The organism is Streptomyces sp. UG1, assembly GCF_049974585.1.
GTDB lineage: Bacteria > Actinomycetota > Actinomycetes > Streptomycetales > Streptomycetaceae > Streptomyces.
Window position 1 is genome coordinate 81,606 of the sequence record NZ_JBNGGG010000008.1, and the last position, 18,182, is coordinate 99,787.

Genomic DNA, 18,182 nt, shown 5'->3' on the forward strand with positions numbered 1-18,182 from the left:
GGCAAGGGCCCCGGTGCCGTCACCGGGGCCCTTGCCGTAGTGCGCCCTCAGCGCTCGCCGCGTGCGGCGGAGCGGGCCGTGTCGATCAGACGCGGCACCATCCACTCGAAGTCGGCGTGATGTGCATTGCGGCTCGCACCGCGGACGTACTTGGCGTAGTTGCCCTCCAGCACAACCACCAGCTTGAACAGCGCCAGCGCCTGGTAGTAGCCGATCGCCGAGACGTCGCGGCCGGAACGCTCGGCGTAGTGCCGCACGACCTCGGCCCGGGTCGGCATGCCCCCCAGCTGGGTCACCCAGCGGCCGCCGGGCGGAGCAGCCGCGGACACCTCGTCCGCGTGCGCCCACAGCCCGACGAACCACCCGAGGTCCATCAGCGGGTCGCCGATCGTCGACTGCTCCCAGTCCACCAGCGCCGCCACCCGGGCAGGACGGCCCTTGGCGAACATGACGTTCATGAAGGTGAAGTCACCGTGCATGATTGCAGGCGGCGCCGCGGGGGGGCGGCTGTCCTTGAGCCACTGCGCCAGCTCGTCCAGGCCCCCCAAGTCCCGTACCCGGTAGGCGTCCAGCTGTGAGCCCCAGCGGTTGACCTGGCGCTCGAGGAAGCCCGCGGGCCTCCCGTAGTCGCCCAGACCCGCGGCCTGCCAGTCGGTCGAGGCCAGGTCGGCGAGCGTAGCCACCGCGGCGAGGGCGAACTCGCGCCGCTCCTCCACGGCAGGCGCGTAGGGGGCGTCCAGGCCGATCTTCAGGTTGAAGCCGTCGACGAACTCCATGACCAGGAAACCGACGCCGAACGGTTCGGGGTCGGAGCAGAGTGCCAGCGCACGCGGGTGCGGTACGGCGGTGCTGTCCAGCGCGCGCAGCACCCGGAACTCGCGGCCCATGTCGTGCGCCGTCGGCGAGGTCTTGTGCCGCGGCGGCACCCGCAGGATCAGCGGGCCGGCACTGGTGACGGCCTGGTACATGCGGTTCGAGGCGCCGACCGAGATGGGGATCAGCTGCTCGACCTTCAGCGAGCTGCCCAGCTCGGGCCGGAGCGCCTCGACCAGGGCACCGAGGTCGACGGACTCGGCCGCCGCCCGTGGGGCGGAGGATTCAGTGCTCACCGAAATCCCACCCGTCGCCGTCCTGGTAGGTGCGCAGGATCCGCTTGGCCACGCGCTGGATGTGTGCCTCGTCCGGGCCGTCGACGACCCGCCCGAACCTGGCCTCGCGGTACATCGCCTCCAGCGGCAGGAGGTTGGACATGCCCTCCGCGCCGTAGACCTGCATGGCCCGGTCGAGGACGTCGGCCACGGTCTGAGCGCAGTGCACCTTGATCGAGCTGAGTTCGACCCGGGCCTGGTCGCCGCTGTCGAGCAGGGCGGCGGCGTTGAGGACCATCAGCCGGCTCGCCATGATCTGCTGGTAGGAGTCGAAGACGAACTTCTGCACCAGCTGGCGCTCGGCGAGCGGACGGCCGTTGAGCAGGCGGCTGTTGGCCCGCTGGTTGAGGTGGTCGAAGGCCCGCTGTGCGGCACCGAGCCAGCGCATGCAGTGGAAGATGCGGCCGGGGCCCAGGCGGCGCTGGGCGAGTTCGAAGCCCTTGCCCCGTTCGCCGAGGATGCTTGCGGCGGGCACCCGGACGTCGTCGAACTCGATCTCGAAGTGACCGGACATGACACCGTGCATGCCCATCACCTCGATGTCCCGGACGATGTTGAAACCAGGGGTCTCCCGGGGCACCACGATCATGCTGAACGCCTGGTGCACCGGCACGTCCTCGGACTCCGTGCGGCACATCACGATGGTGGCGGCGGAGCGGTCGGCCGCGCTGATGAACCACTTGCGGCCGTTCAGCACCCACTCCCCGTCCTCCAGACGGGCGGTGGTGGTGAACTGCGTCGGGTCGGAGCTGCTCACCCCGGGCTCGGTCATGGCGAAGGCCATGCGCAGGTCACCGCGTACGGAGGGCAGGATCCAGCGCTCGCGCTGCTCCTCGGTGGCGACCGGGTCCATCATCAGGACGGTCTGCAGGGTGGTGGTGCCGAAGACCTGGGTGGCGGGCTCGGAGCGCCCGATCACCTCGTTGACGTAGCCGTACTCGAGCATCGACAGGCCGCCGCCGCCGAGGTGGGCGGGGTGGCCCAGCGCCCACAGGCCGGCCTCCTTCGCGCGGGCCTCCAGGTCGCGCAGCACGGTGGTGCCGTGCTCGCCGCCGGCCATCAGCACGGACTCGACGGGATAGACGTGCTTCTCGAGGAACTCGGCCACGCGGCCGCGCAGTTCGGCGACCTCGGGCGGGATGGGGAGCAGGGACATCCGGAACTCCGTAGCAGAGGTGAAAGAGGGTCAGGAAGAGCGTTTGGCCACGTGGCGCGCACTGCCGGAGTGCTCGCCGGGATAGCCTCCGCCGCCGCCGAGCTCGTCCGCCGCGGCGCGGTCCAGCTGCCCGTTGGCCAGCCGCGGGACGCTGTCCACGATCTGCAGCAGCCGGGGCTTCTTGTAGGAGGCGATCCGGGCGCGGGCGAAGTCCGCGAGCTCGTCCAGCCCGATGCCGGCGCCGGACTCGAGTACGACGAGGGCCTTGACCACCTGGCCCCAGTGCACGTCGGGGCAGCCGATGACACACACGTCCGCGATGGCCTCGTGCTGCTGCAGGCAGCGCTCGACCTCGACCGGGTGGATGTTCTCCGAGGCCGACTTGATCAGGCGGCCCATCGGCGCGACGAAGCGGACCGAGCCGTCCTCCTCGCGCACCCCCAGATCGCCGGTGTGATGCCAGCCGTCGGGCTGGCGGGACAGGTCGAGGTCCGGGCGGTTGAGAAAGCCGGTGGTGACCGTCGGTCCGCGGAAGACCAGTTCGCCGACCTCGCCGATCTCGCATTCCCGGCCATTCGGGTCGAACACGCGCAGCGAGACCGTCGGCAGCGGGCGGCCGAACGGCGAGAGCGGCACACGCCCGAGGCCCCCGAAGGTCGCCAGCCCCATGACCTCCGACTGCCCGTAGGAGCCGCTGCGTCCGCTCGTCGGGTTCAGGCTCGGGGTGACGCTGTGCCACTCGTCCGGGTTCAGGCCCGGCCACAGGCTGCCGAGGTCGAACGGGCGGGAAGCGACGACCTCGCGCATGGCGGCGACCGTCGGAGGCGTGAGGAAGGCGCGGTTGCACTGCTCCGCCTCGATCACCTGGCACAGCAGTTCCGGTTCGACCCGGCGGACGAACACGTTGGTGCCGCCGTGGTGGAACGTCGCCAACGTCGAGACCAGCGTTCCGAGGTGGAACATCGGCCCCGAGTTCAGGAACACCGTCTCGTCGGACATCTCGTTGACCCGGCCGATGGCCAGGCACTCGATCAGTACGGCGAGATGGCTGAGCAGGGCGGCGTTCGGACCGTCCTGCGGGTTGGCCACGTAGATCGCGAGGACCGCATCCTCCCCGCCGAAGGGCTCCTCGGTGTCGTCGAGGGAACCGGAGAGCAGGAACTCCTCGTATTCGGGCGCGTCGTGGCGCAGCCACAGGGGGCCGTCGCCGATATCGGCGCGGACCTTCGCTACGGACTCACCGATCTCCTCCTGCTGCCATACGACGAGGCGCGGCTCGGCCTCGCGGACGGCGGTGGTGAGTGCGGCGACGTGCTCGCGCCAGTTCAGCGGCACCGTGACGGCACCGATCTTCGAGCCCGCGACGATCAGTTCGAGCAGATGGGCGGAGTTCTGCCCGTACCAGATGATCCGGTCGCCGCGGTTGATCCCGCGTGCCGCCAGGGCGTTGGCCAGCCGAGTGGTGCGCTCGTCCAGGGTCCGGTGGTTATAGCGGATGTCACCGTCCACCACTGCGAGCAGGTCGGGACGGCTGCGGCGGTGCTCGCGGGCGACATCGCCCAGGGTCAGGCTGCGCAGGGCAGTCATCGGCCGCTCCTCGGGCGGAAAGCAGTGCTGAAACAGTGTGCTGTATTACCCGGTCTACTCAACGTCGTCGGCCGTCCACTGCGGCGGGCGCTTCTCGAAGAAGGCCCGCGGGCCCTCCTGCGCGTCCGGGTGGTGGTCGGCGTGCGCCCGCAGCAGCACGAAGCCGCGGCGCAACGCCTCGTGCAGCGGGAGTTCCAGCGACTCGTAGACCGCCTCGCGGCTGACGGCAATGGCGGCGGGGGAGCCTTCGGCGACGGTGCGGGCGAGTTCCAGCGCCCGCTTGCGCAGATCGGCGGCGGGCACGACCTCGGTGACCAGGCCCAGCTCGTAGGCGCGCTGTGCGGACAGCCGCTCCCCGCGCCCGAGCAGGACCATCCGCATGACCGCGCCCAGCGGCATACGGCGCGCCAGGCCGATCGGCTCGAGGGCCGAGACCTGGCCCACCGTCACATGCGGGTCGGTGAACGTCGCGTTGTCCCCGGCGATGGCGAAGTCGCAGTCGCTGACGAAGTGCAGGCCGGCGCCCGCGCAGACGCCGTTGACCGCGCAGATGGTGGGCTTGCGGACGTGCGCCTGCTGCGGGGTGAAGTAGTTCTCCCGGTCGTAGTCGCTCGTCCGCCGGCGCGAGACGTCCGCCACCGTGGCGACGTCGGCACCCGAGCAGAACGCCCGCTCACCGCTGCCGGTGAGGACCGCGACCCGCAGGTCGGGATCGGAGTCCAGGGCCGCCCACACCGAGCGCAGCTCCTGCTGCATGCGCGGGGAGAGCGCGTTGAGCCGGTCCGGCCGGTCGAGGGCGATGATCGCGACGGGGCCGTCGACCTCGACCTCGAGCGTCTCCCACGGGCCGGTGATCTTCCGGTCGCCGGCCGCCGTCACCGGGCGACCTCGATCCGGCGCGGCTTGAAGGAGGCGCGGGGCAGACTGCCCACCTCGAGGATGGCCACCTCGCTGCGTACGCCCAGGTGTTCCTCGACGAGGGCGGCGACGTCGCCGGCCGACTTCGTCGACTCCACCGACAGGCGTAGGACATCGGCGTCGCCGGGCACCATGCGGAACTCGGGCGAGCCGAGGTTGTCCAGGGCGAGCTGCACGTCCATGGGCAGGATGCGCCTGCCCTGGACGGTGGCGGCGTCGGCGCCCCGGCCCCAGAAGGTGTAGCGCGGGCCGGTCTCGCCGCAGGGACACGGCTCGGTGGCCTTGCTGACGATGTCCTCCAGGTCGTAGCGCAGCGCGAAGGCGTCCAGGCCGAAGGCGGACACCACCAGGTGGCCGCGCTCGCCGTCCACGACCTCCTCGCCGGTCTCCGGGTCGACCACCTGGACCACATGGTGGTTGGCCGACACATGCAGACCAGTGTGGAAGCGGCAGTCGGTGCTGGTGAACCCCGGCAGCTCGGAGGCGCCGCTCAGGTTGTGCAGCCGTACGCCGAAGCCTTCCTCGATGCGCGAGCGCGGACCTTCGAACTGGCAGGACGCCTCGCTCAGCAGCAGGGAGGCACCCTCCATGACGTCGGCCAGATCGATACCGAGGCCACGGGCCACCCGGTCGTAGGTCTGCAGCTGGGAGCCGGTCAGCATGTAGCCCGTCGGCCGCAGCATCTGCCACAGCCGGACGTGCTCGGCCGCGACCTCGTCGGTGAACGGCGGGCCCATGGGGATCTCGAGAATGTCGAGTGCGGCGTAGTCACGGCCGCCGAGCACCGCGGACGGGTACAGCCCCAGCGGCCAGCTGTGCGCGAACCGGCCGCCCGGGCGCAGCCCCACGCGCCAGAGGTACGGGACGCGGATCTTGAGCATCTCGTCCAGGTCGTGCTTGGAGAAGAAGACGAACCACGGCTTGCCGGTCGTCCCGGTCGACATGCCCATGCGCAGCGAGTGCTCCAGCCGGACACTGCGGTGCGTGCCGAAGGGCGGGAACTCCGCCTCGTTGCGGCGCAGATCGTTCTTGGTGAGGGACGGGATCCGCGACAGCGAGGGCATGGCCGATCCGTCCAGGCCCGCGGCCTGGTAGAAGTCCTGGTAGAAGGCGAGGTCGTCGGAGGACCAGACCCGCTCCCATTCACGCGCCAGGGCCGCCTCGGCCCGGGCCTTGAGCTGGTCTGGCGGGATGCTCTGCACCGAGGCGTCCCACAGTTCCCGGTCTTCGAAGGACACGGAAGGGCTCATGGCCTCATCCTTTCTACGATCGTGGTGAGGGGCAATCGTTACGACCATGGAGCGGTCGCCGACCGCGGTCACGGCCCCCGGCGGATGCTGGTCCAGGGGATGTCCTTGTCCGAGAACGGGTCCTTGGGCAGGCCCAGGTCGCGCTCGGCCACGTTGTTGCGCTGGACCTCGGACGTCCCTCCGCCGATGGTGTCGCCGCGGCTGCGCAGGAACCCGAAGACAACGCGGGCGGCCTCGTCGTCGTCCTCGTGGTGCGCGAGCCCCGCCATGCCGAGGAAGTCGAGCATCGCGCCCTGGAGGCGCTGGTTGTGCTCGGACGACATCACCTTGAGCATCGCCGGGGGCGCGCCCGTGCCGCCGGTCTCGCGGGCCCGTTCGTTGGTCAGCCGCACCACCTGGTTCTCCACGTACATGCGGGCCAGCTGGTCCGCGCGGACCGGGTCGTCGATCGGGCGCTCGCCCTCGGGGCCGCGGCTCGCCAGCGCGACCAGCCGGTCGATGGACGAGCCGCTGGTGCGCTGGCGCAGTGCGGAGCCCGCGCCGGACAGCATGGCGCGCTCATTGGCCAGTACGGTACGGGCCACGTCCCAGCCCGCGCCGGTCTCGCCGATGCGGTCGGCGTCCGACACATGAGCGTCGTCGAAGAAGACCTCGTTGAACTCCGCGTCGCCGCTGATCTTGCGCAGCGGACGGACGGTCACTCCGGGCTGGTCCAGGCGGATGGCGAACGCTGTGATGCCCTGGTGCTTCGGCACCGACGGGTCGGTGCGGGCCAACAGGATGCCGTAGGCGGCCTCGTTGGCGAAGCTGCTCCAGATCTTCTGGCCGTTGATCCGCCAGACGTCGCCGTCCCGCTCGGCCCGGGTGGACAGCCCCGCGAGGTCGGAGCCCGCGCCCGGCTCGCTGAACAGCTGGCACCACAGCTCGCCCGCGTCGGCGATGCGGGGCAGCATCCGCGCGCACTGCTCGGGGGTGCCCCAGCTCAGCAGGGTCGGGGCGGCGAGGGCGACACCGACGATGTTCAGCGCCGTCAGGCGGGCCCGCCGGCTCTCCTTGGCGACCACGCTCGCGAGCTGCGGGGAGGCGCCGAGGCCGCCGTACTCGACCGGCCAGGCGGGACCGACCAGGCCGGAGCGGCCGAACACCGGATACCACGCCCGGTAGGCCTCGGGACTGCGCACAGCGTGCAGCCGGGCCATGTCGTCGGCGAGGGCGGCGTCCAGCCACTCGGCCGGCACGTTGGTGGTGATCCACGTCCGCACCGCGTCGCGGAACACACCGGCGTCGCCGCTGCGGGCGGCTTCGAGAAGGTTCGGATCGGGACCCATGACGATCACCCGCGCTCGATGCCGAGGATGGACACGAAGGACACGCAGTCACCGGGCGGACCGCCGAGGTTCTGCGTCAGGGCCCGGGTCCGCGATGTGCCCGGCCCGATGCCGGGAATCTGCCGGTCGCCGGCCTCGCCGCGCAGTTGCAGCCAGCACTCGTAGATCATCCGCAGGCCCGAGGCGCCGACCGGGTGACCGAAGGCCTTGAGCCCTCCGTCGACGTTCACCGGGAGGACGCCGGCGGCGTCGAAGCGCCCGTCCATGACGTCGCGCCAGCCCTTGCCGGGCTCGGCGAAGCCGAGGTCCTCCAGCAGCACCAGCTCGGTCGGCGTGAAGCAGTCGTGCACCTCGGCCAGCGCCAGTTGCTCGGCCGGCCGGTCGATTCCCGCGGCGGCGTAGGCGCGCCGTGCGGAGGCGACGACCTCCGGGAAGCTGGTCAGGTCGGCGTCCGCGCCGACCGCCCCGCCGCCGGGGCCGGCCGCTACTTCGAGTGCCTTCACGTACAGCGGGGCGTCCGAGTGGCGCCCGGCGTCCTCGCCGCGGACCACGATGGCCGCCGCCGCACCGTCCGCCATGCCGGAGCAGTCGAAGAGACGGAGCTTTCCGGCGACGGCCTGCGCCGTGCTGATGGTCTCCTTGTCGATCTCCTTGCGGAACTGTGCCCGCGGGTTGCGTGCGCCGTTCGCGTGGTTCTTCCAGGCGACATGCGTCAGCACCTCGCGCATCGTGCGGTCGTCCAGCCCGTACTTGCGCTGATATGCGTCCACCAGGGCGCTGAACAGGGCGGGCGCGGTCGCGTCCATCGTGGTGCCGTCGTCGAAGATCGTGCCGGCGACCAGACCGGCGTGCGGGGAGTCCTTCAGCTTCTCCACGCCGATGGCCATCGCCACGTCGACCGCGCCGCTGGCGACCGCGTAGCACGCGCCGCGCAGGGCCTCCGAGCCGGTGGCGCAGAAGTTCTCCACCCGGGTCACCGGCTTGTTGCGGATCTTCAGCGGCTTGGACAGCGCGAGCCCGCTGCTGCCGGAGCGAGTGGTCCCGAGCCAGAACGCGTCCACGTCACCGAGCCCGAGGCCGGCCGATTCCAGGGCCGCCGAGGAGGCCTCGATCAGCAGGTCGTCGGTGCTCTGTGCCCACAGGTCGCCGAAGCGGGTGCACCCCATCCCGACGACTGCCGTGCTGTCCTTGAAGCCACTCATGCCTTCTCCGTCCCGGGGCCCGGCAGCGGGACCGCCTTCCAGAAGTAGTTGTGGATCCCGTCCACCGTGCGCAGCACCCGGAAGGACATCGCCACGCGGTCGCCCTCCTTCACCTCGCCGTCGAATGCGTCGGTGATCTCACAGCGCATCCGCCCGCCGTCGTCGAAGGCCACGATCGCCTGGATCAGCGGCGGTTGGGGCGACCAGGCCAGTCGGTCGGTGGTGACCTGGCGGACCGTGCCGGTCTGCTCGGCGACCTCGTACTCGTCCATCGCGTCGGTGGCGCCGCAGGCGCGGCAGACCCGTTCCGGGGGCAGCTGCACGGTGTCGCACTTGCCGCAGCGCGCTCCCACGAGGCCGAACTTCCAGCGCTTGTTGCGGGCGGCGGGCATCGGCGCGGGCGCGGCCAGCGGCGGCCTGCGGCCGACGTCGCGCTCGATGAGCCCGCGCCAGCCCAGGTAGACGGCGTAGGCGAGGTCCTGGCGGGCCTGTGCCGCCTGAGCCCGCACGGTCGGCGCCGTGTTGCGGGACCCGTCGGCGGCGACCTGGAAGAGCAGCGCATCCACACCGTCGGCGAGCGAGACGAGCAGGATGCGCTTGCCGGCGGACGCGGTCTCCAGCGCGGCGGCGAGCAGCAGTCCGGCATCCGCGGCGCCGGCGCAGCCGACCCCGTCGACGCCGGTCAGGACGCGGCCCGCCGCCACCCGGCTGCGGCGGGCCAGCGATCCGCGGACACGCTTGTGCTCGGTGGAGACCACCAGCACGTCGACGGCGCGCTCGGCGTCGCCGAACAGCTCGGCCAGTGCGGTTTCGGCGGCCTGAAGGTATACGGCCTCGGTGGCGCGCTCGTCGGCCTGTCCGCCGAACCGCTCGGAGGCCGGCCGCCAGCGGTCGAGCAGCTCGACCGTCACGCTCGCCGTGCCGATGAGGTCGGCGGCGGCCGGATGCTCGGCCGGGTCGGCCACCAGGAAGGCCACCGCCGCGTCGCCGCCGTCGAGTTCGCCCGGCGCTCCCACACGTTCGGTGCGGGTGTCGGCGCCGGCGACGAGCGTCGGGCGGCTGCCCTCCAGTGCGGCGAGGAGCGCGGTCACGCCCGAGCGGGTCGCCCCGCCGGCGTCCACCGCCCGGCAGGCGGACGGCAGCGAGAGCGCCGCGTGCACGGTGCCGGCCGAACTCTTGACCAGATACGGCGGGTTGGAGGTGGCCAGCACGAGCGACCGCGGCAGAAATCCGTCCACTGTTCTCAATGCCGAGCGGGCGGCCGCGGCCGCGAGCGTGACCGGGTCCTCGTCGTGCGAGGCGACCGCGCGGGCCTTTTTCCCACCACCGCCCATGAGGGCGGTCAGAGCGCGTCCGGTGAGTTGGAAGCGGGGCAGGTGGGTGCTCCAGCCGACGATGGCGAGTGAGGACATGCGTGGCCTCTCCGAGGTGGGCGCAGGGCGAATGCACGGGTGCCGAGCGGATGAAAGGAGTATACTCTTTTATTGTGGATATCGAAATGCTGCAGCCCACTGCGTTCTCCCGACTCGGCCTGACGGCGCCGCTTCCGGTCCTGCTCGCCGACCACAAGGACCTCTTCCGTGAACTCGCGGACGCCGGCTACACCGACATCTGGACCACCGAGGCAGCCGGCACCGACGCCTTCAGTCCCCTTCTGCTGGCGGCGGCCTGGGAGCCGCGCCTGAACCTCGGCACCGGCATCGCCTCCGTGTTCACGCGCGGCCCCGCCCTGCTCGCCCAGAGCGCGGCGGCCCTCGCGGAGGCCGCCCCGGGCCGGGCCATGATCGGCATAGGCGCCTCGTCGCCGATCTTCACCACGCGCTGGAACTCGATTCCCCACGAAGCGCCCTACCAGCGGGTGGTGGACACCCTGGCCGTGCTGCGCCGAGCACTCGCCGGCGAGCGGGTCGATCACGAGGGCAAGACGCTGAGCGTGCGCGGGGTGCGTCTGGAGCGCCCGCCCGCCGTGGCGCCGCCGGTCGTCCTCGCTGCTTTGCGCCAGGGCATGATCCGCCTGGCGGCCCGCGCCGCCGACGGGGTGATGATCAACTGGCTGTCGGCCCAGGACGTGCGCACCGTCGCCGCCACCTACGCGGAGGCCGGCGGATCCGGTCCGATCGTCGACCGCATCATGGTGTGCCCCAACCCTGACGCCGAGCTGGTGCGCGCCAAGGTCAAGCCCTTGATCGCACGCTATCTCTCGGTCCCCGGGTACGCGGAGTTCCAGCGCTGGCTCGGCCGTGGGGAGGCGCTCACTCCGATGTGGAAGGCATGGGAGGCCGGCGACAGGACGGGCGCGGCCAAGGCCGTCCCGGACGAGGTCGTGGACGAACTCGTCGTACACGGGACACCCGAGGAGTGCCGGCGCGGCCTGGCGGAGTTCGTCGCGTCCGGAGTCACCGTCCCCGTCGTAGCGCTGCTCCCGTACGGCGTGGACCCGATCGAGGGAGCGATGGCGATCGCCAAGGGCTGAGCGGCGCACACGTGGCACACCCGGAGCGTGTACGGAACCGGCGGGCGGCGAGCCCCGACCGAAGCGGCCAGGGGCTTGCCGGTCTGCCGGTGCCGGAGGCCGAGCACGGGATGCCTTCGTCGCGGCGGAGGGCAAATCCCGCTCGGACCCGGTCAGTTGGCCCCGGTCAGGCGTTGGCTCTCTGTGCGCGACAGCTGCCATGCCTCGGCCTCGGCGGGTGCGATGCCGCCGCTGATGCCGGCGGCCACGCGCTTGGTCGCCTGCACGGCCGCCGGAGGGTTCGCGGCGACGGCGCGCGCCAGTTCGGTCGCACGGGCGAGCAACTCCGCCGCGGGAACGATCCGGTTGATCAGCCCGAGTTCACGTGCCCGCGCGGCAGGGACGGACTCGCCCAGGAGCAGCATCTCCATGGCGATCTTCGGAGGGATCTGCGCGGGCAGCCGGAACGCCCCGCCGGCGTCGGCGAGCAGGCCCCGGCTCACCTGGGGCAGGCCGAAGATGGCCGTGTCCGCCGCGACGACCAGGTCGCAGGCGAGTACGAGCTCCATCCCGGCGCCCAGCGCGGCACCGTTCACGGCCGCGACGATGGGCGTACTGATGTACTGCGCCGCACAGTCGGCGACGCCCCGCTCCGGATGGGCCGGGTCGAGCGCGGGGCCCGCACTCCCCTCCGCGTCCTCCTCGTCCGCGACGCCCGAGCAGAACCACCGGGAGCCGGAGCCGGTGAGGACGATCGCCCGCACACCACGGTCGCGGTCGGCCTCTGCCAGTACTTCTCCGAGCGCCGTCGCCATGGCCCGGGTGACCGCGTTGCCCGCCTCCGGCCGGTCAAGCGTGAGGGTGAGGACATGGCCGTCCCGCTCGACCAGCACTCCGCTCGTCATCGATGCCTCCTGTGCCGGCGGAAGGTGAGATCTATGAGTGTACTGATTTATCTGGCGTTGTGGACCGCCCGCAAGTCGGCCGCCGCGACCGCTCACGCCCGCAGGACGCGTCCCTGCGCCTCGTCCCCGGCGTGCCGGTACGCCGCGGCTTGCCCCGAGCGGATGGCGCACATCGCGTTCCGTGGGGCGTCCGCGTCGCCGACCACCTGGACCGGCACGTCCGGGAACTCCTTCGCCAGCAGCGGCAGTACCTCCTGCCGGGCCCGCGCCGGAGCGTCGACCACGACCGCGTCGAAGCGCGTCGCTGGAGTCACCGCTCAAACCGTCCAGCGTGGTCACCATGTCCTTGTCCATGGCGGTGACCGAGGTGTTGGGTTCCAGTCGGCAGCCGGCCTCCCGCAGCGCCGTCGGTGTCGAATAGGCGTGGGTGCGGCCTTGGTTGCCGCCGATCATGGGGGCCCGGCTGACGACGGTGACCTTGCCCACCACCAGCACCGTGCCGAGCGGCTCGTTCGTGGTCACCGCGTCGTCCACGGACAGCAGACGGCCCGACCACATCTCGCCGTAGGGCGGAAGCGACCGGCTCGGCTCCGCGCCCGTGGTCACCACGAATGCGTCGGGCGGCAGCGCGGTCAGCACGTCCCGGTCGGCCTCGACGCCGCGGCGGACGTCCACCTCGAGCTCGGCCAGCTCGGCGGAGAGCCAGGTGAGCCTGTCGCCCAGCTCAGCCGCCGAGGCCCCCTCGACCAGGCTGAGCCGGCCGCCCACCCGGGCCGCCCGCTCCAGCACGGTGACGAGGTGGCCGAGACGGATGATCAAGCCGCAGCCACCGGCCGCGCGCCGCTCCTGATAGGCGATGTAGCGACTGCCATCATCGGCGGGGGAGCGGAAGTCGTGCCAGCCACCGTGAGCGGTGGACACGACCCGGTTCGCCACCGTGCGGGGGCCGATCCGTATGGGGGACAGCATTTGGCCTGCACAGCACCGCTGTTGACCAGTACGGACAGGCAGTTCACGGTGACACCGGACGGCCCCCACTCGGCGGCCAGCGCCTTGGTCACGCCGCGGGTCGCCGCCTTGACGGACGCGTAGAACGGGTTGCCCGCACTGCCCTCCAGACCTGCCGCCGACGTCATGAGGAGCAGCCTCCCGGCGTTGTCGCGCAGGGCGGGTAGGCGGCGGTGACGAAAGCGTAGGCGCCGTCCATGGTGACTTTGAGGTGCTGGTCCGGGACGGAGAAGTCGGGTTCTCCAGGGGGCCGCCTTCGCCGTTGCGCCGGGCCATGGCGTTGTGCACGACCGCGGTAAGCCTGCCGCGGCTCAACGCGGCCTCCACCGCCGCCCGGACCCGGGTGGGATCGGTCACGTCGCACCGCGTGCGCTGTGCGCTGCCGCCGCGTTTGGCGATGGGCGCCGCCGTTTCGGCGTCGTTGCGTCCCGGGGACGCGATCACCACGTGCGCCGGCCGCGCCGCAGGCCAGGGCCGTGCCCCGTCCCACGCCGGCCCCGGCGCCGGTGATCAGGACGGTCCGCCCTCGCGCCGCTTCGGAGTTGTCCGGGATGCTCATGGCGCCATGACCTCCCCACCGTCGACGACGACCGTCTGGCCGGTCGGCGCTCCGAATGCCGCGTCACGGGCCATCAGGCCGAGCAGCGGTCCGACGTCCTTGACGAAGCGCGCCCAGGGGCCGCCGTTGTGGGCGGCCTCCAACGCCTTCCGCCCTACGGCGAGAACGTTCGAGGTGATGCCGTCGGTCTTCCACATCCGCGCGGCCGATTTGGCCAGCCCGCGGATGCCTTCTCCGACCACCGCGCCGGCCAGTGACGAGTCACTCCCGAGCATGGCTGCGAGGCCCAGTCGGCGGGGCCGGTCCCGGCGAGGCTCCGGTTCCGGGATCCCTCGATGTCGATCGCTATGGCCACGGCTGCTGTACGCCCGCCGGATGCCGCCTCCGCGGCATCGATGACGGCGGAGCGGCAGGCGGCCGCGAGCCGCTCGGTGTCCGCGGGATCGATGCCCGCGGTGGCGGCACCGACGTCGACGGTGGTGCGGTAGAGGCCGGTGGCCTGTTGCTGTCGGGTCCTGGATCGGAAGAAGGCGGCTGCCCGCACAGGGAGCGCTCCGATGCTACTCGGTTGAGTATCCTTTATCTGTCCGGATGAGTGCCGAGAGGTCTGCCGCGGCGACCTGGGCAAGGCGTCATGTGGGGGGATAGACGCTCCACGCGCAGTAGAGTGCACTTAATGTGAGAGTCGGCCGTAGGCGCCGACGTTCCGCCGCTACGTGAAAGAGGTGCTCCGTGCCAATCGACGAGACCTTGGTGGGCAACACGACGCCGCCGGTGAGGCGCGTCTGGACGGCCTCCGACGCGATGCTGTACGCCGTCGCCGTCGGGGCCGGTCAGCCAGACCCGCTCGCCGAACTCGAGTTCACCACCGAGAACAGCCAGGACAGGCCGCAGCGGGTGCTGCCGACGTTTGCCAACGTGGCACTGCGCCCGAACCGGCCGACCCTGCCCGACGACGTGGACCTCGGCAGGATGCTCCACGCCGAGCAGGCTTTCGAACTGTACGACGCCCTCCCGGCGGACGGCGAGGTGGAGACGGACAGCCGTATCTCCGCGGTGTACGACAAGGGGTCGGGCGCGCTGGTGGTCTCCGAGGCGGTGGCCCGCGACACCGCGGGGAAGCCGCTGGCGACCATCCGTACCTCGCAGTTCTTCCGCGGTGCCGGTGGCTTCGGCGGCCCGCGTGGTGCCGGGTCGGGCTGGGAGAAGCCCACCGGACGGCCCGACCACGTCGTCACCTACCGGACCCGGCCCGAACAGGCACTGCTGTACCGGCTGACCGGTGACCGCAACCCGCTGCACTCCGACCCGGTCCTCAGCGCCCGGGTCGGCTTCGCACGCCCGATCCTCCACGGCATGTGCACCTACGGCTTCACCGGCCGGGCCCTACTGCACGCGGCCGCCGACTCCGACCCCAAGCGATTCCGCGCGATGAGCGGCCGCTTCACCAAGCCGCTGGTGCCAGGAGACCGCCTCACGGTCTCGATCTGGATTGACGGCGGCGACGTACGCTTCCAGACCACCGACGAGACCGGGGCGACCGTCATCGACCACGGGACCGCGACCGTCTCCTGAGACCTGTCACGACTCCGCGAGCAGTTCGCGCCGCAGCAGCTTGCCGGTGGGGGTCCGGGGCAACCGCTCGGTGAACTCGATCGTGCGCGGGCACTTGAAGTGCGCGAGCCGCTCCCGGCAGTACGAGAGGAGCTCCTCGGCGAGCGCCGGACCTGCGGTCGACGGATCAGCCGGGTCGACGACCGCGCGGACGCGCCGGCCGAACTCCGGGTCCGGGGCGCCGACCACCGCCGCGTCGAGCACGGCCGGATGCTGTACCAGGACGTCCTCGATCTCGCGTGGATAGATGTTGACGCCCCCGCTGACGATCAGGTCGACCCGGCGGTCGACGAGATAGAGGTAGCCGTCCTCGTCCAGCCGGCCGAGATCGCCCATGGTGGACCGGCCCTGCGCGTCGTGCGCCTGCGCCGTCCTCTCCGGGTCGTTGTGGTATGTGAAGTCGCCGCTCCCCTCGAACCACACCACCCCCACCTCGCCCGCGGGGACCTCATGGCCGTCCTCGTCGAGCACCAGTGCCCGACCGACCGCGGCCCGTCCCACCGATCCGCGATGCGCGAGCCACTCGGCCGAGTCGATGAAGAAGAAACAGTTGCCCTCGCTGCCCGAGTAGAACTCGTAGACGATGGGGCCCAGCCAGTCGATGAACCGCTGCTTGACCTCGACCGGGCAGGGCGCGGCGGCGTGCACCAGTGCACGCAGGCTGCTCAGGTCGCGGCTCAGCCGGACGGCCTCGGGCAGTTTGAGGATGCGGACGAGCATGGTCGGAACGAACTGGGTGTGCGTGACCCGGTGACGCTCGATCAGCTCCAGCGCCGCGGCCGCGTCGAAGCGGTCCATCAGTACGACGGTCCCGCCCAGCCGGATGGTGCCCATGGACCAGGCGATGGGCGCTGTGTGGTACAGCGGTGCCGGGCACAGGTAGACCGTGTCCTCGCCGACGCCGAGCAGCTTCGGGAGGAAGTTCCGCTCCAGCGTCGAGCCGGTGCCGAAGGGGGCGTCCGGGCGGACCGGGAGGATGCCCTTGGGGCGGCCCGTGGTGCCCGAGGAGTACGACATGCGGGCCCCCTCGCGCTCATCCGCGGGCGGGGTGGCCGGAAGGTCGGCCGACACCACGTCGAGGTCCTCGAAGCCCGGCACGCCTGGGGTCCCGAGAGAGAGGCGGAGTTCCAGACGCGGCGCCAAATCGGCTGCGGCCGCCACCAGTTGCGCACAGGTGCCGGCGGCGATGAGGGCGCGAGCCCCGCAGTCGTTCAAGACGTATCCGGCCTCCTGCGCAGTGAAGTGATGGTTCACCGGCGTCCACAGGAGCCCGGCCCGCTGACAGGCGAACGCGGTCGCCAGGAAGTCGGGGGAGTTGTCCGCGATCAGCGCGGCGTGGTCGCCCGGGCGGAGCCCGCGCAGGGCGAGCAGGCGCGCGAATCGCACCGATCTGCGGTCCAGCTCGCGATAGGTGGTGATGTCTCCGCCAGGGCCGATGATCGCCGGCTTCTCGGGATGCTGTTCGGCGAGTCGGGTCAGGTGCATGCGGCGGTGCTCCTCGCTTGGTCAGGATGCTCTGAGGCCGGATGAAAGATGGATCATATGAGTGTACTTATTTAATGTGAGGGTCATGAGACGTCTGGCCGGCAAGGTCGCAATGGTCACCAGTGCGGGTTCGGCTATCGGAGCCGCGATCGCCAGAAGGCTGCATGCGGAGGGCGCATGTGTCGTGGCCTTCGACTGGTCTGGCGCGGAGGACGGCATCGTCGCCGAGCTCAACGAGCTGCGGGCCGGAGCGGTCGGAGTGCGAGGCGACATCCGCAAGGGCGACGACGTGCGGCGAGCCGTCGCCACGGCGGTCGAGCGGTTCGGAAAGCTCGACGTCCTCGTGAACAACGCGGGGATCGCGGTGCCGCTCCGCCGCGTCACCGAGACGTCCGAGGACGACTTCGACCGCGGTATGGCGATCAACGCCCGAGGGGTCTTCCTGGGCATGAAGCACAGCATCCAGGCGATGATCGAGACCAGCCCGGGCAGCGGCTCGGTGATCAACACCGCCTCCACGCAGTCCATCGACGGCATGGCCAACATGGTGGCCTGCTGCGGTTCCAAGGGAGCTGTGGCGCTGATGACGAAGGCGGTCGCGGTGGAGGTCGCTCCGCTGGGCATCCGCGTCAACGCGGTGTGCCCCGGTCCGACCGGGACCGATATCAAAGTGAACTCGTCGCGCACGGCCGTCGCGCTGCCCGATGAGGCGAAGACACAGACCGGGTCGAGGGCGGTCACGGTCGACGAGGCGGCGATCCGGTCGATGGTGCCCATCGGGCGAGTATGCGGTGGAGCCCCGCTGCCCGCCGTGATGTCCCCGTGAGTGTGCGGGCGGGGATCGCTTCGTGGATCAAAGGGCTACTGGATCGAAGCCGCCGATATAAAGTATCCTTAATTCATTGCCCCAGGGGTGGAAGGAGTTGGAAGGCTCTGATGAAGACCTCTCACAGGGTGTTGTATGAGGTGGTGGACGGCGTCGCCTGGATCACTCTGAACCGGCGGGATGCCCTCAATGCCGCGGATCGGGCGATGGTCACGCAGCTGCGACGGGCGTGGCGGAGAGTGCAAAGCGCGTCCGGCCTCGTCGGGGCCGTGGTGATCGGTGCGGGGGTGGAGGCGTTCTCCCTGGGCCTGGACCGCTCCGGTGGCGTCGCGCCCGGATCCACCGACAGCCTGCTGCCGCCACGGCTCGATGTGCCGCTGGTGGCTGCCGTGAACGGGGCGGCGTGTGCGGAGGCCTGGGGCCTGGTGGGGGCGGCGGACGGCGTGGTGGCCGCACGGCACGCGCGATTGAGCCCGGGCCGGCCGCCGGTGTCGCTGCGCGGCGGTCCCGGGATGAGTGCTGAGGAGGCGTCGGCGGCCCTGGTGGTCGACACGGTCGTGCCGCTGATCCAGCTGCGGCGCGAAGCCGACCGCACCGTACGGCAGTTGGCGCCGGCGGGTGAGGGGTGCGGCAACGGCTACCGGCTCGTCCCGTAGCCCGCCAGGCCGGTCGGGGGCGTATCGCGTCGGCCGGGCGGCGGGCGGTTCCAGGTGTCAGTGTTTACGGAACGTAAGCCGTCCGAAA

At 71.3% G+C, this 18,182-nt stretch carries 15 protein-coding genes and 1 pseudogene; 4 read left to right on the forward strand and 12 right to left on the reverse strand.

Annotation, left to right across the window (positions count from 1 at the left end; all coding sequences use genetic code 11):
* Positions 1-47 precede the first annotated feature (47 nt).
* From ACP4J3_RS11100 to ACP4J3_RS11135, 8 genes are all read right to left on the reverse strand, one after another.
* Complete coding sequence (locus ACP4J3_RS11100; protein ID WP_426532962.1) at positions 48-1,109, reverse strand: phosphotransferase family protein; 1,062 nt, start codon at positions 1,107-1,109, stop codon at positions 48-50.
* Positions 1,099-2,304 (reverse strand): acyl-CoA dehydrogenase family protein, encoded by a 1,206-nt coding sequence (locus ACP4J3_RS11105; protein WP_426532964.1) that lies wholly within the window; start codon positions 2,302-2,304, stop codon positions 1,099-1,101. The genes ACP4J3_RS11100 and ACP4J3_RS11105 overlap by 11 nt, the downstream gene beginning before the upstream one ends.
* Positions 2,305-2,334: 30 nt before the next feature.
* On the reverse strand, positions 2,335-3,891 hold the full coding sequence (locus ACP4J3_RS11110) for an AMP-binding protein (protein WP_426532966.1): 1,557 nt from the start codon (positions 3,889-3,891) through the stop codon (positions 2,335-2,337).
* A gap of 54 nt (positions 3,892-3,945) precedes the next feature.
* Complete coding sequence (locus tag ACP4J3_RS11115) at positions 3,946-4,770, reverse strand: enoyl-CoA hydratase/isomerase family protein (protein ID WP_426532968.1); 825 nt, start codon at positions 4,768-4,770, stop codon at positions 3,946-3,948.
* On the reverse strand, positions 4,767-6,059 hold the full coding sequence (locus ACP4J3_RS11120) for a phenylacetate--CoA ligase family protein (RefSeq protein WP_426532970.1): 1,293 nt from the start codon (positions 6,057-6,059) through the stop codon (positions 4,767-4,769). Before ACP4J3_RS11120 ends, ACP4J3_RS11115 begins: the two co-directional genes overlap by 4 nt.
* 68 nt (positions 6,060-6,127) lie before the next feature.
* Positions 6,128-7,387 carry an acyl-CoA dehydrogenase family protein gene (locus tag ACP4J3_RS11125; protein WP_426532972.1) on the reverse strand — a complete coding sequence of 420 codons (1,260 nt, stop codon included), beginning with the start codon at positions 7,385-7,387 and terminating at the stop codon, positions 6,128-6,130.
* A 5-nt stretch (positions 7,388-7,392) separates the two neighbouring features.
* Positions 7,393-8,589, reverse strand: a complete 1,197-nt coding sequence (locus tag ACP4J3_RS11130) for an acetyl-CoA acetyltransferase (protein WP_426532974.1) — start codon at positions 8,587-8,589, stop codon at positions 7,393-7,395.
* Positions 8,586-10,001: an OB-fold domain-containing protein gene (locus tag ACP4J3_RS11135; RefSeq protein ID WP_426532976.1), complete on the reverse strand. Its 1,416-nt coding sequence runs from the start codon at positions 9,999-10,001 to the stop codon at positions 8,586-8,588. The genes ACP4J3_RS11130 and ACP4J3_RS11135 overlap by 4 nt, the downstream gene beginning before the upstream one ends.
* An 86-nt stretch (positions 10,002-10,087) precedes the next feature.
* On the opposite strand from ACP4J3_RS11135, the gene ACP4J3_RS11140 reads away from it, so the two are divergent.
* A complete protein-coding gene (locus ACP4J3_RS11140) occupies positions 10,088-11,062 on the forward strand; it encodes an LLM class F420-dependent oxidoreductase (protein WP_426532978.1) in 975 nt (324 codons plus the stop codon).
* Between the two features lie 152 nt (positions 11,063-11,214).
* Here ACP4J3_RS11140 and ACP4J3_RS11145 read toward each other — a convergent pair whose 3' ends face one another.
* The 3 genes and pseudogenes from ACP4J3_RS11145 to ACP4J3_RS11155 all read right to left on the reverse strand — a co-directional run bounded on the left by ACP4J3_RS11145 (position 11,215) and on the right by ACP4J3_RS11155 (position 13,788).
* A complete protein-coding gene (locus tag ACP4J3_RS11145; protein WP_426532980.1) occupies positions 11,215-12,915 on the reverse strand; it encodes an enoyl-CoA hydratase-related protein in 1,701 nt (566 codons plus the stop codon).
* A 44-nt stretch (positions 12,916-12,959) separates the two neighbouring features.
* Positions 12,960-13,112, reverse strand: a pseudogene (locus ACP4J3_RS11150) (SDR family NAD(P)-dependent oxidoreductase); the annotation flags it as partial.
* A 397-nt stretch (positions 13,113-13,509) separates the two neighbouring features.
* Positions 13,510-13,788, reverse strand: coding sequence for a hypothetical protein (locus tag ACP4J3_RS11155; RefSeq protein ID WP_426532982.1), 279 nt, complete (start codon positions 13,786-13,788; stop codon positions 13,510-13,512).
* A gap of 457 nt (positions 13,789-14,245) precedes the next feature.
* Here ACP4J3_RS11155 and ACP4J3_RS11160 point away from each other — a divergent pair, with 457 nt between their 5' ends.
* Positions 14,246-15,088, forward strand: coding sequence for a MaoC/PaaZ C-terminal domain-containing protein (locus tag ACP4J3_RS11160; protein WP_426532984.1), 843 nt, complete (start codon positions 14,246-14,248; stop codon positions 15,086-15,088).
* A 6-nt stretch (positions 15,089-15,094) separates the two neighbouring features.
* On the opposite strand, the gene ACP4J3_RS11165 is transcribed toward ACP4J3_RS11160, so the two are convergent.
* A complete protein-coding gene (locus ACP4J3_RS11165; RefSeq protein WP_426532986.1) occupies positions 15,095-16,612 on the reverse strand; it encodes an AMP-binding protein in 1,518 nt (505 codons plus the stop codon).
* An 85-nt stretch (positions 16,613-16,697) separates the two neighbouring features.
* Here ACP4J3_RS11165 and ACP4J3_RS11170 point away from each other — a divergent pair, with 85 nt between their 5' ends.
* Positions 16,698-17,438, forward strand: a complete 741-nt coding sequence (locus tag ACP4J3_RS11170) for an SDR family NAD(P)-dependent oxidoreductase (protein ID WP_426532988.1) — start codon at positions 16,698-16,700, stop codon at positions 17,436-17,438.
* Between the two features lie 110 nt (positions 17,439-17,548).
* On the forward strand, positions 17,549-18,094 hold the full coding sequence (locus ACP4J3_RS11175) for an enoyl-CoA hydratase/isomerase family protein (RefSeq protein ID WP_426532990.1): 546 nt from the start codon (positions 17,549-17,551) through the stop codon (positions 18,092-18,094).
* The last annotated feature ends 88 nt before the right edge of the window (positions 18,095-18,182 follow it).

What these genes read in the sequence shown, in the direction of transcription:
- ACP4J3_RS11105 (WP_426532964.1), bottom strand. Translation starts at nt 2,304, where the DNA reads ATGTCCCTGCTCCCCATCCCGCCCGAGGTCGCCGAACTGCGCGGCCGC.
- ACP4J3_RS11110 (WP_426532966.1), bottom strand. Translation starts at nt 3,891, where the DNA reads ATGACTGCCCTGCGCAGCCTGACCCTGGGCGATGTCGCCCGCGAGCAC.
- ACP4J3_RS11120 (WP_426532970.1), bottom strand. Translation starts at nt 6,059, where the DNA reads ATGAGCCCTTCCGTGTCCTTCGAAGACCGGGAACTGTGGGACGCCTCG.
- ACP4J3_RS11125 (WP_426532972.1), bottom strand. Translation starts at nt 7,387, where the DNA reads ATGGGTCCCGATCCGAACCTTCTCGAAGCCGCCCGCAGCGGCGACGCC.
- ACP4J3_RS11130 (WP_426532974.1), bottom strand. Translation starts at nt 8,589, where the DNA reads ATGAGTGGCTTCAAGGACAGCACGGCAGTCGTCGGGATGGGGTGCACC.
- ACP4J3_RS11135 (WP_426532976.1), bottom strand. Translation starts at nt 10,001, where the DNA reads ATGTCCTCACTCGCCATCGTCGGCTGGAGCACCCACCTGCCCCGCTTC.
- ACP4J3_RS11140 (WP_426532978.1), top strand. Translation starts at nt 10,088, where the DNA reads ATGCTGCAGCCCACTGCGTTCTCCCGACTCGGCCTGACGGCGCCGCTT.
- ACP4J3_RS11145 (WP_426532980.1), bottom strand. Translation starts at nt 12,915, where the DNA reads ATGCTGTCCCCCATACGGATCGGCCCCCGCACGGTGGCGAACCGGGTC.
- ACP4J3_RS11155 (WP_426532982.1), bottom strand. Translation starts at nt 13,788, where the DNA reads ATGCTCGGGAGTGACTCGTCACTGGCCGGCGCGGTGGTCGGAGAAGGC.
- ACP4J3_RS11165 (WP_426532986.1), bottom strand. Translation starts at nt 16,612, where the DNA reads ATGCACCTGACCCGACTCGCCGAACAGCATCCCGAGAAGCCGGCGATC.
- ACP4J3_RS11170 (WP_426532988.1), top strand. Translation starts at nt 16,698, where the DNA reads ATGAGACGTCTGGCCGGCAAGGTCGCAATGGTCACCAGTGCGGGTTCG.
- ACP4J3_RS11175 (WP_426532990.1), top strand. Translation starts at nt 17,549, where the DNA reads ATGAAGACCTCTCACAGGGTGTTGTATGAGGTGGTGGACGGCGTCGCC.